We start from the raw sequence: 12,755 nt of genomic DNA, 5'->3' as shown, positions 1-12,755 counted from the left end.
AGTCGCGCATCAGGCGATGGCCGAAAGCGGCATCGGCAACCCTCAGCACACGCTCACGCAGCGCGCCGCAATGGGCGAGCATCAGCGGGAAGGCGGCGTCGTTGCAGATGGCGCCGATATCGCCGAGATGGTTGGCGAGCCGTTCCAACTCCGCCATCAGCACCCGGAGCCAGACTGCGCGCGGCGGGATGTCGAGCCCGAGCGCTGCCTCGGCCGCCCGCGAGAAGGCATAGGCATAGGCGACAGTGCTGTCGCCGGAGGTCCGGCCGGCAAGCTGGAGTGCCCTGCCTAGATCGGCCCCCGTCATCAGGCCTTCTATGCCCTTGTGGACATAACCGAGGCGCTCTTCGAGGCGGACGACCGTCTCGCCATTGGCCGTGAAGCGGAAATGCCCCGGCTCGATGATGCCGGCATGCACCGGACCGACCGGGATCCGGTGCAGGCTTTCGCCTTCCGCCGGCAGGAATTCGTAAGGCACAGCTTCCGCAGGCCTGATGGCCTTCTCACCCAGCGGAAAACGCAGGGTCCAGCGGCCATGGTCGAGCCACGGCCGGCTGTCGGGCAGGCCCTGCGGTTCAAGGCCGGTCAGATCCCGGAGCGCCCGTTCCAGCCGAAGAGCGGGAGGATGACGGCGAGCCACCGAAGGATAGTTGCCTTCAAGCCCTTCCAGGCTGATAACGCCGACGGTGCCATCGGCCTCGTCGAACACCGCCATGTGCACGGCATCCGCTTCTCCCCAGAGCCCGAGCAATGTCCTTTGCCTGTCTGCAAGGGTCTCGGTTACCGCAATCCAGCCCGCAGCATTGGCGACGGCGCGCGGCCATGGACGATGGTGCTGGACCAGACGGCTCTCCGGGGCGATGGCGATCAGGGCCGGCATGACGAACAGTCCTTCATCGGAGCAGGTTGGCGATATGCTGGAACCAGGCGACCAGCGGCGGCGGCAGATAGATGCCGGCGATCAGGACCAGCACGAGATGCGAATACATCGGCAGATAAGAGGCATCGGCCGGTTTCCGGCTGCCGCGCGGCTGGCCAAAGGCGACGCCCGTCAGCCGCAGCAACAGGGCCCCGAACGCCACCAGCAGCCCGAACACCAGCGGCACGGCCAGCAGGGGATGCCGCGCGAAGGTGGAGCTGACAAGCAGAAACTCGCTCATGAAGACGCCCATGGGTGGCAGGCCGGCAATGGCTGCAACGCTGATCACCAGACCCCAGCCGAGGACCGGATGGGTTTCGGTGAGGCCGCGGATCGCCGAAAGCCGCTGGGTTCCCTTGATCTGGGAGATGTGGCCGACGGCGAAGAAGATCGCCGATTTGGTCAGCGAATGCATGACCATATGCAGCAGCCCGGCGAAATTGGCGAGCGGGCCGCCGAGGCCGAAGGCGAAAACGATGATGCCCATATGCTCGATCGAGGAATAGGCGAACATACGCTTGATATCGCGGCGCCGGTAAAGCATGAACGCCGCGAAGATCAGCGACGCCAGCCCCATGGTCATCATCAGCGGCCCGGGGCTGATCGCTTCCGGACTGGCGGCGAGCAGGATCTTGAAGCGCAGCACGGCATAAAGCGCGACGTTCAGGAGCAGTCCCGACAGCACGGCGGAAATTGGCGTCGGCCCCTCGGCATGCGCGTCCGGCAGCCAGGCATGCAGCGGCGCGAGGCCGACCTTGGTGCCGTAACCGAGCAGCAGAAAGATGAAGGCGACGTTGAGCAGCGCCGGGTCGAAGTCAGCAACCCGCTCGACGAGAAGGGTCCAGACCATGGCGTCGTACCCTTCTCCGACCACCGGCTGCGCTGCCAGATAGACGAGAATGGTGCCGAACAGCGCGAAGGCGATACCGACGCTGCCCAGAATGAAGTATTTCCAGGCCGCTTCCAGCGCCTCATGGGTGCGATAGATGCCGACCATCAGCACGGTGGTCAGCGTCGCCAGTTCCACGGCCACCCACATCAGGCCGATATTGTTCGAGACGAACGCCAGGTTCATGCCGAACATCATGATCTGATACATGGCGTGGTAGAAGCGCAGGTTCGCCGGCGTCAGCCGGCCGGTCTCCAGTTCGTGGGCGATATAGCTGGCGCTGAACAGGCTGGTCGTGAAGCCGACGAAGGTGTTGAGAACGATGAAGACGATGTTGAGGTCGTCGACCAGCAGGTACCGGCCCGGCTCCGGCCGCTCGGTGACGAACAGGCAAAGGGCGGCGACGAGCGTCAGCAGGCTGGCCGCCACGTTGACGCGCGCCGTCACCTTGTAGCCAGGCATGAGAGCGAGCAGCGCCGCCGCGACGACCGGGATCGCCAAAATGGCCGCGACCGCATCGAAGGTGAAGAGGGAGGATGCGTTCATTTCCGCCGCCTTCCCCTAACGTCGTCGAGCGCCCTGACGTCGACGGTGTCGAACCGCTCGCGGATGCGGAACAGGAAGACGCCGATGACGATGAAGGCGATCAGGATCGAGAAGGCGACGCTGATCTCCACCACCAGCGGCATGCCCTTGGCGCCGGTCGCGGCGAGCACCAGTCCGTTTTCGAGCGACATGAAGCCGACGACCTGGCTGACGGCATTGCGCCGCGTCACCATGATCAGCAGCCCGAGCAGCAGGACGGAGAGCGCGAAGGCGAGGTCCTCGCGGGTCAGCGGGTCGGCTTGGGGCGTCACCCGCAGCATCACCACGATCGACAGCGCTACGAGGCCGATGCCGGCCAGCATGGTGAGGCCTATGCCGACCACTGTCTCGATCTCCCGGTGGATGCCGAGCTTGCGGATCATATGGTGGAGCGCAACCGGGATGACGACGACCTTAAAGACGAGCGCGATCGCCGCCGTGACATAGAGATGTGGGGCGCCCTGGATGAAGGCCTGCCAGGCAACCGAAAGGGTGAGCAGCAGCGAATGCAGGGCGAACACGTTGAGCAGCGCATAGAGCCGGTCCTGGTAGAGCATCATCATGCTGACCAGGACGAGGCCGCCAGCGAGCATGTGGGCGATGTCGAAATAGACCGGTCCCTGCATCACAGGCTCCTCGATACGAATCTGAGCAGCGTGGCAAGCAGGCCGAGCATCAGCGCTGCGCCGAGGAACTGCGGCACCCGGAAGACTCGCATCTTGGCCGTCGCCGTCTCGAACAGCGCAAGCATCGCGCCGCCGACCGCAAGCTTGACGACGTAGGATGCAAAGCCGACGAGGTAGGCCGGATATCCCGCCTCCGGGCCCTTGATGTTCCAGGGCACGAAGATGCAGACGATCATGGAGAGATAGAGCAGCAGCTTGAGCATGGCCGCGAGCTCGATCATCGCCAGATGGCGGCCGGAATATTCGAGCACCATGGCCTCGTGCACCATGGTGAGTTCCAGATGGGTCGCCGGATTGTCAATCGGGATGCGCGCGTTCTCGGCGATCGCGACCATGATGATGGCGATCAGCGCCACGGCCAGCGAAACGCGCAATCCCACTTGCGGGGACGTCATGAAGGCGGCGATCGTCGAAAGCTGGGTGGAACCGGCAATGAGTGCCACCGCGAAGATGATCAGCAGCATCGCCGGTTCGGCGAGCGTGGCGATCAGCATTTCGCGGCTCGATCCGATCCCGCCGAAACTGGTGCCGACATCCATGCCCGCGAGCGCCAGGAAAAAGCGGGCGCTGCCGAGAAGGCCGATGATGGCGATCAGATCGACCGTCCAGCTGAAGATGAGGCCTGTCGCGAAGGTGGGAATAACCGCCGCGGCAACCCAGGTCGCCGCGAAGATAAGGTAGGGCGCCATCCTGAACAGCCAGGATGCGTTTTCCGCCACCACCGCCTCCTTGCGCAGAAGTCTCGACAGGTCGCGATAGGGCTGGATGACCGATGCTCCCCGTCGCCGCAGGAGCCGCGCCTTCGCCTTGCGGACGAAGCCGGTCAGCAGCGGCGCAAGCGCCACGACGAACGCCATCTGGACGATCTGGACGAGAAGGTCGTGGATCAGGACCATAACGCCAGCACCAGAAGCAGGAGGACGAGCGCGAGGAAGACGAGGCTCAGATAGCGCCGGATGGTGAGGAACTGCAGATAGTTGAGCTTCTCGGCCACGTAACCCACAGCGCCGGCGATCGGCAGATAGAGACCTTCCCAGACGAGATCATGGGTTTCCAATGCAAAGCGTGCCGGGCTCAGCGTACCGGGCGGAGGCATGTCGACCCGCTCGCGGGCGCGGAAGACCAGCGTCCCGAAGACCCGCCGGACCGGTTGGGCGAAGCTGCCGGCCGAATATTGCATCGTGGCGTCGATCTGCGGAAAGCCGCAGTCCCAGGCCGGCGCCCGGCGAAGGGCACGCGAAGCGAAACGGTGGACGAGACCGGCGGCGAGCCAGGCCGAGAACCCGATGAACAGGAACACGAGCAGGCCGTTATAGGAACTCCGGCTTTCCGTGACCGGCACGATCGACAGCCACGGCATGTCGGTTTGTACCGGCATCCGGCCGCCGACGAGAAGCTGCGTGACCGGCGCGAGGGCGTCGATGACGATCCCGGGCAGGATGCCGGCCAGCAGGCACAGAGCCGCCAGAATGGACATGGCCGCCAGCGAGAAGCGGTCCGCTTCCGAGGCATTCGCGGCCGGGTCGGTTCTCGACCGACCGAGGAAAGCGATGCCGAACGCCCTGACGAAACAGGCCGCCGCCAGCGCCGCCGACAGGGCCAGCAATCCGCCGACGGCCGGCACGAGAATGGTCAGCGCCCATTGGGGCAGATCGGGGCTTTGCAGGATCGCCTGGAAGGCCAGCCATTCCGACGCAAAGCCGTTGAACGGCGGCAGCGCCGAAATCGCCATGCAGCCGACCAGGAAAGTAAAGGCGGTGACCGGCATGCGATGGATCAGGCCACCGAGCTTTTCCATGTCGCGCTCGCCCGTCCGGGTCAGGACGGCACCGGCACCGAAGAAGAGGAGGCTCTTGAAGAAGGAATGGTTGAGGACGTGGAAGAGCGCGGCGGTCATGGCAAGCGCCGCCGCCAGTTCCATGCCGGCGTCCTTGAACGCGAGCGCCAGTCCGAGGCCGACGAAGACCACGCCGATATTCTCGATCGTGCTGTAGGCGAGCATGCGCTTGAGATCCCGCTCCATCAGGGCATGCAGGATGCCGAGCACAGCGGTGCCGCTGCCGATTAGCAGGACGAGGAGGCCCGACCACCAGGCCGGCGTGCCGACGAGATCGAAGAGGACGCGGATGAAGCCGTAGACGGCAACCTTGGTCATGACGCCGCTCATCAAGGCCGAGACATGGCTGGGTGCGGCCGGATGTGCCAGCGGCAACCAGACATGCAGAGGCACAAGACCGGCCTTCGAACCAGCGCCGACCAGCAGCAGGACAAGGACGAGGCCGGTCGCGAGTGGAGTGTGATCCATGCCCCGCATGGCGGCGAAGCCATAGGCGCCGTCAGGCCCGGCCATGAGGCCGAAGGCGAGCAGCAGGGCGAGTGTACCGAAGCTCGCCATGACGATGTAGAGATAGCCCGCCCGGCGGTTTTCGGCGTCGCGGTGATGCGCCATCACCAGCGCCCACGAGGCCAGTGACATGAATTCCCAGGACAGCAGGAAAGTGAATGCGTCGTCCGCCAGGATCACAAGGTTCATGCCGGCAAGGAACGCAGGGAAGAAGGGCAGGACCCTGTGGGGCGCATGTTCGTGACGTCCGTAACCGAGGCCATAGAGACTGGCGAAGGCACCGCCCAGATCGACGACGAGAAGAAAGAAGGCGGCCAGCGGGTCGAGCCTGAAATGCGCCCCGAGCCAGGGCAGGCTGAAGGGAAGCATGAGGATCGGAACCTCGGCGGGCGGCGAGACGAGCTGCACCAACCCGGTTGCAAAGGCGACAGCCGCAATGGAAAGGCTCAGTCCGTAGATGACAGGCGTTGCCTGCTTCGATCGGGCCATGAAAACCGCGAGCGCCGCTGTCGCCAGAAGCGCGGCAACGCATAGCAGCATGACAAGTACCGACGTCATGGGCGCCTCCTCGCTCCATGCGTGCGTCCGGATGGTTCCGGCTTCTCGTTTCCGGAAGGTCCCGCTCCGGCCTTCAGCCGGACCCCCCGCCCCCCATTTTCGCTGGCCGCCCTCTCGCCGATCAGCTCGATCCCGGCTCTGTCGAGCGCCGCCAGCAGGCGCATCAGGGAATCGACGTTTCCCCGCACCACGTCGGCGCTCGCTTCCATGCGCTGGATCGTCGGCACCGAAATCCCTGCCAGCTCCGCCAGCTTCCGCTGGTCGATGCCGAGAAGAGCCCTCGCGGCGCGCATCTGAGCAGCAGTAATCACGATTCAACCATCGCTTTTATTATGCAGACCCGGATATTCGATGTTTATAATATACCTACTGATGTTTCAGATCAATATTTCGATGGGTGACGACGCATCTTTGAGGGTTGACGGGTTATGTGCCCGTCAGGCAGACGACGACATGATCTGGGATAAATCGACCTGGAGCAGAGGACATTGCAAACCATCGACAACCCGTTCGGCACGAGGTTGTCACCCATGTCTTAGGTACGTTTTGTTACCTATGTCTCCGGTCAGACAGACAGAGAATTGGTGGGCCCGGAGGGAGCGCCCACCATCGCTTAAAGACCCTAGAAACCGGGCTTCTAGGGGTGACTAGGGGGACACGATGTCTCCCTTCTAGGTCTTCCGTCGCACATCCGGCCAGTATGAGCAACAGACTTAAATATCTCTGTCCAATCGAGCACAGATAATGCAAAGACAGTGATTGACGTGAACATATAGGGAACATATTATCTGGTGGACCTGTACAAGAGAGTACGAGGCGGGGCTTCGGCTGTTGACGAGAATCGCATAGGGTCCATCGAGGTGCCCGCGTACGACTGCTCGTGTTAGGCCGGTATCAGAATATGAATTTGAATTTCTAAAGGGCTTTGCCGTGCTACCAATTGTTGATCTTTTCGCTGGTGCCGGTGGATTTGGCATAGCAAGTCGGATCGCGGGGGCGGATCTTCGCCTTTCAGTGGAGATCGACCCTAAGGCATGCGAAACGCTACGGATGAACGAAGCTAATGTCGGACATCTGGTGCATGAGGGCAGTGTTCTCGATCTTACCGGCGAGCAATTGCGACAAATGGCGGGGCTGAACGCGTCCGACCCACTCGTGGTAATCGGCGGCGCGCCCTGTCAGCCATTTTCTAAAAACGCATACTGGAGAGATTCAGGGGAGGACTTACGGCTTCGCCTAGCCTTCTACCGTGGTGACGACGCCGTATACCAGAGGCCACCGTCGATCACGGAGCCACGGCCTGACGATCGCCGAAATCTTTTGCTCGAGTTCGCGCGTCTAACCATCGAAGCAAGGGCTGATGGGTTTGTGCTTGAGAATGTCGCCAGCATTTTCCACCCTCGTAATCGCAAGACAGTCGAGTTCTTCATCGAAACGATGAAGGATGCTGGCATGAAAATCTCGATCTTCAAGGGTAACAGTGCGGAGTTCGGGGTTCCCCAGAAACGCCAGCGGGTGTTTATCCTTGGAAGCCGCTCGCAGACGCCGGCGATACCCGAGGTTACCCACGCTGAGGAACCGTCAATCTTTCTTAAGCCCTTTGTTAGTGTCGGCGACGCGATTGCCGCCTATTCTGGCGAGGAGTTTTTTGAGCGCGAGGAGGTTGTATCGGGTCGCTGGGCCGATCATCTTGCCGATGTGCCCCCAGGCTGGAACTATAAGGCCCATACTGCTTGGGCGGGCCATCCCAATCCTACCTTTGAGGCGGAAAGCCGTTTCTGGAACTTCCTGCTTAAACTGCATCCTGAGAAGTTGTCCTGGACCGTAGCTGCATCGCCGGGACCTTGGACAGGTCCGTTCCATTGGGAGACGCGCCGGTTGCGAACACCTGAACTGGCCGCTATCCAGAGTTTCCCCGACGGGTATCGCTTCGCAGGAAGCCGGCGCGAGCGCGTCCGGCAGATTGGCAATGCTGTTCCACCCAAAATGGCCGCAGCCGTTATTACAAAAGTGCTTGAGGCCATCGCATGACCGCTCGCGTAGCAGCGCTAAGCTCAATCTCTATGTTCAGTGGTTGCGGAGGTCTTGACTATGGTCTCGAACGCTCCGGTTTCACGACCTTGGCCGCAGTCGATATGGACAAGGATTGTGTTGCGAGCTTCAAGGCGAACTTCCCTATGGCTGATGTTCGTTGTGAAGATATTGTAAATTGGCCCGAGAGCGACATGCAGCGGTGGTTTGAGCAGTTCAAGCGTCCCGTTGCGCTATTGGCTGCTGGTCCGCCGTGTCCTCCGTTTTCGAAGTCACGCTTCTGGCGCACTGATCTTCCTAAAGGCTTCGCGGATCCTGCCGGAGCGGGAAGTTTTCGCGCAGTGCTGGCCGCGATCCGGATTGTCAGACCGCTTGCCTTCCTGATTGAGAACGTGAAGGGCCTCACCTATCGTGGCCACCGCGCTGCGCTGGACTCGGTCATAAAAGAGGCAGAATCACTTGGCTACTCGGTCAATTGGACCGTAGTAAATGCCGCCAACTACGGGGTCCCGCAGATGCGCGAACGATGCTTTGTGGTCGGCCTTCTTGGCGGTAAGCCCTTCGAGTTCCCAGCGCCGTCGCATGCTAAAGAGCCTGCAGAAACGGGTCTAGCGCCTTGGGTGACCGCCGGAGATGTATTGAACGACATTGACACAGAGGAAGCGGCCGACACCTGGGGACACACCGCTGGCGGCCGGTTCAAGCACCTCCTAGAAGAATTGCCACCCGGTGAGAACTATCTATATTTCACGGCTGAACGCGGCTATCCGAACCCGCAATTCAAATGGCGTTCGCGGTATTGGACTTATCTGCTGAAGCTTAGCCCCGATCTTCCATCCTGGACGATACAAGCCAAGCGCACGAATAACATGGGCCCGCTCCATTGGCGCAATCGTGTACTCAGGATCGAGGAAGTGAAGCGGCTGCAATCGTTTCCTGACGACTTCCGCCTCTTTGGCGATGTTAACAAGAAGTGGCGTCAGCTAGGCAACGCAGTTCCGCCAATCCTAGCGGAAGCGATCGGCCGAGCTATTGCTACACAGCTTCGGAGCGCTGATACGTGGACGGCCAAGGTAGCTTAGAATTGATGGACGGAGAAAACGACAAGTCGCTCGTTCTGCCGATTGCGAACGAATTTAGTCCCGGCGCTCCCGTCGGTAATCCGATCTCATTGCCAGTGGTACTGAAGCTTGTGAAGGATGCGTCCGGGCGGGAAGCCCAGGTCGAGGCCATTAGGGCGTATTATTTCTCGGATGCGGCCGCGAAACAGCCTGATGCCAAAGGCCGGCAGACGCAGCAGCGCCAGCTTGCTAGCAATGTCTTGATCGGTATGGACAGCTTCAAAGTCTACAACGAGGAGACCGAAAAGCTTACAATAATCGGAGAGGAACTTCTTTCTGCGCTATCGGAAGCGGAAGCCAATCGTTTGTTCGCCAAGCACATCCTGATGGAACTGCATGGTGTTGAGATCCTTCGCATTATGCGATCGATGGCTTCGAGTGGTCGTACCATCAACAAGACCTCGCTCCTTGAAGAGCTAAACCGGCACGGATTTGTCACTAAGGCAGGAACTCCCATTTCAACGAGTTCAAAGAACCATCTGTTATATCTGTCCTGGTTGCGCAAAGCGGATGTGCTCCCAACATCTGGCTATTCCATAAATGAAGATGTCCTCAAGTCTCTGGTTGGTATGTCTATCGACGACGCCAACAAGGCGATTGAGCTCACAAGCCGGCAGAAGGTCTTTGCTGCCGCGCTGCGCCGGGACTTCGATGTGAATGGTATGCGCGATGTTTTCGTTAAGGATCTTCGCGCCGTCTGTCAGGCCACTCATCCGAGCGTATTCAAGCGTACAGATGATCTACGCAGAGCCATTATCAATCCGCTAGTGAGTGATGGTTGGCTAACGCACTCAGAAACTGCCGGTGGGCGAAGCCAAGGGCGTGGAAGGGGCGGCGGATCTGGAACCGTTCGGGCCACCGAGCAACTGGCGTCGGTAGATCCCGCCTATCTAGGCTTAGCAAATCTTGCGGGCATTCCCGGAGAGGTACGCAGTCACCTACAGCGGCCGATCGGTCAGATCATGGATGAGCTCAAGAGTGTTGATACGGGTGTCAAAGGCCTCGCGCTTGAGACGCTTGCTGTGCGTATTCTTTACGAACTTGGTCTCACTCCCGTAGCGTTCCGTGAGCGCGGTGCGGAGAACGACGGTGCTGAGGTGGATCTGATCGCGGAGGGGGTTGATACGCATTTCCACCGATGGATGGTTCAGTGCAAGAACATGCCCAAAGTGAGCGTTTCGGCCTTGGCAAAGGAAATCGGCATGGCCGTGATCTACCGAGCTCAGGTCATTCTAATCATCACGACAGGCGTATTCACTTCGACTGTTCACTTGCACGCAAGACAACTTGCTGAGACCAGCGGTCAGCAAGCGATACTTATCGACCGGGATGGCCTTGCCATCTATCTTGAAGAAGGCGTCGCTGGACTGTTCCGTCAGTTCGAGCAGCGGGCACGCGACATCCTTGAATGGAAGGCACCGCAACGCGGCGTTCAGATTGAAGAAGTGGGGTAGTGGCTCACTTCTCGGTGGAAAAACCTGCTCAGTTCCGCGTGGAAGCAAACAGAAGCGTCTGCTGAGATCAAAGGCGTTTCAAACCAGTGACTCCAGGGGGTCAATGAGACGCCATGTCTCACTTTATTGTACGCCCGGCGAATGCTCATACCGGCAGTTTTCGTGGACTGCAGTATATCACCAGTAGGTGACGCTGGGCCGCTTTCGAAATCATAACGCTGCAATGACTTATCGTAGGCAAGGACAGCTTCATTTCCCGGTCCAACCAACCGTATTCCGAACTGCCTTCCTGTATGTCTAGGTCGTATTTCTCGATGAAACGGGCCAAAAGATCATCGTCGGATTTGACGAGGGAGAGCGGAGTATCTGTTTTCCTTGCTTGCTTGGCGACACGCTTGCTGGTCTCGTAAGTCTGTCTGTCCAGCTCGCTCAGAGGTCCAGTATCGTCCATCTCTGTCTTAGCTTCGTTCAACAACTGGCGAAAATGCTCAGTCAGTACGCTTCTCAGTTCCTCGTACCGCATCCCGTATGCAATTCCATACCCACTCCATCGTTCGCCTATCTGGCTCAGGGAACGGGATAAGCGCAATGCTTTTCGTGGGTCACGGGTCTGTAGAGAAAGCTTGAGTGTGGATGCTTTTTTCTGTGGATGTAGCTGCTTTGGTAAAGGCCAACGCAGATAGAATACACCGCATCGCGACTTCACGAGATATACCGGATTGAACAAACAATGTTCCCCTTGGATGTCTCCCCAAGGAAAGTCCGTTATCTAAGTGGCTGTGTTACCAGCCTTTTTAGGCAAAATGGTGGGCCCGGAGGGACTCGAACCCCCAACCAAGCGGTTATGAGCCGCCGGCTCTAACCATTGAGCTACAGGCCCGCCGATCCGGCAGAAGTGGGGCGCAATGGTCCGCCCTCACCCGGAGGTTCGCTCTAACGTAATTCATCGGAAGCCACAAGCCGTTGCCGCAATAGCTTCACAATCAACCGGCAGGTAGGCTCGTCTGGCGCGAATATGCCGAGCCGATTCCCGGTTGGATCTGTTCGCGGGGTAGATGGAACATGACGGGCAGGTCGAGGGAGAAACGTCCCTTCCGCCCGGACAGATCGGGGAGAACATCCATGCGCGCTGCGCTTTCGTCGTCACGTATCGTCCTTGCAGCCACATTTGCCGGTGCGATCGCCATTTCTTCTGCGGGTCAGGGTTTTGCCCAGGATGTCCGTCCCCGCGAACCGGTCATCAATGTACTCGGCGAAGGTCAGGCCTCCGTGGCGCCCGACATGGCCATCCTGACGCTTGCGGTGGTTCGCAATGGCCAGACGGCGCAGGCCGCACTTTCGGCCAGCAGCGCCGCCATGAAGGATGTGCTGTCGGCGCTGAAAAGCGACGGCATCGCCGATCGCGATATCCAGACCAGCAATTTCTCGATCTACCCGCAATACCGCCAGCCCGAGGCGAAGAACGGCGTCATGCAGCCGCCGCAGGTCATCGGTTATGAGGTCTCCAACACCTTGACCCTCAAGGTCCGCGATCTCGAGAAGCTCGGCGGCCTAATCGACCGTTCGGTGAAGCTCGGCGTCAACCAGGGCGGTCAGATCACCTTCACCAACGACAAGCCGGACGACACGATGACGGAGGCCCGCAAGAAGGCGGTCGCCGAGGCGCTCGCCAAGGCAAAGACGCTGACGGAAGCGGCCGGCGTCAAGCTCGGACGGATCCTGGAAATCAGCGAGAATTCCATGCGCCCCGCGCCCCAGCCGATGATGCGTATGGCGATGGCCAAGGACATGGCCGCCGAGGCAGTTCCGGTCGCCGGCGGCGAAAACACCTATACGGTGACCGTCAACGTCACCTTTGCTCTCGAGCAATAATGACGGGTTGTTGAAGAGCAGCCGGGCGCCCTCCCGCAATGGCGCCCGCCCCCGTCCGGCAGATAAGGCGAAAAATAAAACGCCCCCACCAGATCGTCAGACCTGGTGGGGGCGCTTGTCCTCCGTCAACGGGCGATGGAGACGGAAGGGCTCTTTGGGTTAAAGCCTAGCGGCGGATGACCGGGCAGCCGCGCTCGTTGGCGAACAGAATGCGCTCCGGACCCCGATAACCGAAGCCGGCGACGACCACGACGCGGCGGCCGGCATCCACGACGCGGGCACGGCGCAGGCCCTTG

At 60.4% G+C, this 12,755-nt stretch carries 10 protein-coding genes, 1 tRNA gene and 1 pseudogene; 4 read left to right on the top strand and 8 right to left on the bottom strand.

Annotated elements, in window-relative coordinates; genetic code table 11:
* The 6 genes and pseudogenes from MOV61_RS22900 to MOV61_RS22875 all read right to left on the bottom strand — a co-directional run.
* Positions 1-880: pseudogene (locus MOV61_RS22900) on the bottom strand (NADH-quinone oxidoreductase subunit C); the annotation flags it as partial.
* A 13-nt stretch (positions 881-893) separates the two neighbouring features.
* Positions 894-2,354, bottom strand: coding sequence for a hydrogenase 4 subunit F (locus tag MOV61_RS22895; RefSeq protein ID WP_247138223.1), 1,461 nt, complete (start codon positions 2,352-2,354; stop codon positions 894-896).
* Complete coding sequence (locus MOV61_RS22890; protein ID WP_247138222.1) at positions 2,351-3,019, bottom strand: hydrogenase-4 component E; 669 nt, start codon at positions 3,017-3,019, stop codon at positions 2,351-2,353. The genes MOV61_RS22895 and MOV61_RS22890 overlap by 4 nt, the downstream gene beginning before the upstream one ends.
* The gene (locus MOV61_RS22885; RefSeq protein WP_247138221.1) at positions 3,019-3,975 is read right to left on the bottom strand and encodes a respiratory chain complex I subunit 1 family protein; all 957 of its coding nucleotides are present in this window, start codon (positions 3,973-3,975) and stop codon (positions 3,019-3,021) included. Before MOV61_RS22885 ends, MOV61_RS22890 begins: the two co-directional genes overlap by 1 nt.
* Positions 3,966-5,981, bottom strand: coding sequence for a hydrogenase 4 subunit B (gene hyfB / locus MOV61_RS22880; RefSeq protein WP_247138220.1), 2,016 nt, complete (start codon positions 5,979-5,981; stop codon positions 3,966-3,968). Before hyfB ends, MOV61_RS22885 begins: the two co-directional genes overlap by 10 nt.
* A complete protein-coding gene (locus tag MOV61_RS22875) occupies positions 5,978-6,292 on the bottom strand; it encodes a helix-turn-helix domain-containing protein (protein ID WP_247138219.1) in 315 nt (104 codons plus the stop codon). The genes hyfB and MOV61_RS22875 overlap by 4 nt, the downstream gene beginning before the upstream one ends.
* Before the next feature lie 619 nt (positions 6,293-6,911).
* Between MOV61_RS22875 and MOV61_RS22870 the strand changes: the two genes are divergently transcribed.
* The 3 genes from MOV61_RS22870 to MOV61_RS30505 are packed head-to-tail and all read left to right on the top strand — an operon-like array spanning position 6,912 to position 10,587.
* Complete coding sequence (locus MOV61_RS22870) at positions 6,912-8,012, top strand: DNA cytosine methyltransferase (protein ID WP_247138218.1); 1,101 nt, start codon at positions 6,912-6,914, stop codon at positions 8,010-8,012.
* A complete protein-coding gene (locus MOV61_RS22865) occupies positions 8,009-9,094 on the top strand; it encodes a DNA cytosine methyltransferase (protein ID WP_247138217.1) in 1,086 nt (361 codons plus the stop codon). Before MOV61_RS22870 ends, MOV61_RS22865 begins: the two co-directional genes overlap by 4 nt.
* A complete protein-coding gene (locus tag MOV61_RS30505; protein WP_247138216.1) occupies positions 9,073-10,587 on the top strand; it encodes a restriction endonuclease in 1,515 nt (504 codons plus the stop codon). Before MOV61_RS22865 ends, MOV61_RS30505 begins: the two co-directional genes overlap by 22 nt.
* Before the next feature lie 145 nt (positions 10,588-10,732).
* On the opposite strand, the gene MOV61_RS22855 is transcribed toward MOV61_RS30505, so the two are convergent.
* Together MOV61_RS22855 and MOV61_RS22850 are read right to left on the bottom strand one after the other, a co-directional pair.
* Positions 10,733-11,314, bottom strand: a complete 582-nt coding sequence (locus MOV61_RS22855; RefSeq protein WP_247138215.1) for a DUF6538 domain-containing protein — start codon at positions 11,312-11,314, stop codon at positions 10,733-10,735.
* A 77-nt stretch (positions 11,315-11,391) separates the two neighbouring features.
* Positions 11,392-11,467 (bottom strand) — tRNA-Ile (locus MOV61_RS22850).
* 242 nt (positions 11,468-11,709) lie between these two features.
* On the opposite strand from MOV61_RS22850, the gene MOV61_RS22845 reads away from it, so the two are divergent.
* Positions 11,710-12,459 carry an SIMPL domain-containing protein gene (locus tag MOV61_RS22845; RefSeq protein WP_247138214.1) on the top strand — a complete coding sequence of 250 codons (750 nt, stop codon included), beginning with the start codon at positions 11,710-11,712 and terminating at the stop codon, positions 12,457-12,459.
* Positions 12,460-12,755 lie beyond the last annotated feature (296 nt).

It is taken from the genome of Neorhizobium sp. BETTINA12A, from assembly GCF_023006485.1.
In the GTDB taxonomy this organism is placed as follows: Bacteria; Pseudomonadota; Alphaproteobacteria; order Rhizobiales; family Rhizobiaceae; genus Neorhizobium.
Note: the sequence above shows the minus strand (reverse complement) of the source record. Positions and strands in the feature narration are given on the sequence as shown.

Bases quoted from the DNA above. Each gene is read 5' to 3' on its own strand.
- MOV61_RS22865 (WP_247138217.1), top strand. From the start codon at position 8,009: ATGACCGCTCGCGTAGCAGCGCTAAGCTCAATCTCTATGTTCAGTGGT.
- MOV61_RS22890 (WP_247138222.1), bottom strand. From the start codon at position 3,019: ATGCAGGGACCGGTCTATTTCGACATCGCCCACATGCTCGCTGGCGGC.
- MOV61_RS22885 (WP_247138221.1), bottom strand. From the start codon at position 3,975: ATGGTCCTGATCCACGACCTTCTCGTCCAGATCGTCCAGATGGCGTTC.
- hyfB (WP_247138220.1), bottom strand. From the start codon at position 5,981: ATGACGTCGGTACTTGTCATGCTGCTATGCGTTGCCGCGCTTCTGGCG.
- MOV61_RS22895 (WP_247138223.1), bottom strand. From the start codon at position 2,354: ATGAACGCATCCTCCCTCTTCACCTTCGATGCGGTCGCGGCCATTTTG.
- MOV61_RS22845 (WP_247138214.1), top strand. From the start codon at position 11,710: ATGCGCGCTGCGCTTTCGTCGTCACGTATCGTCCTTGCAGCCACATTT.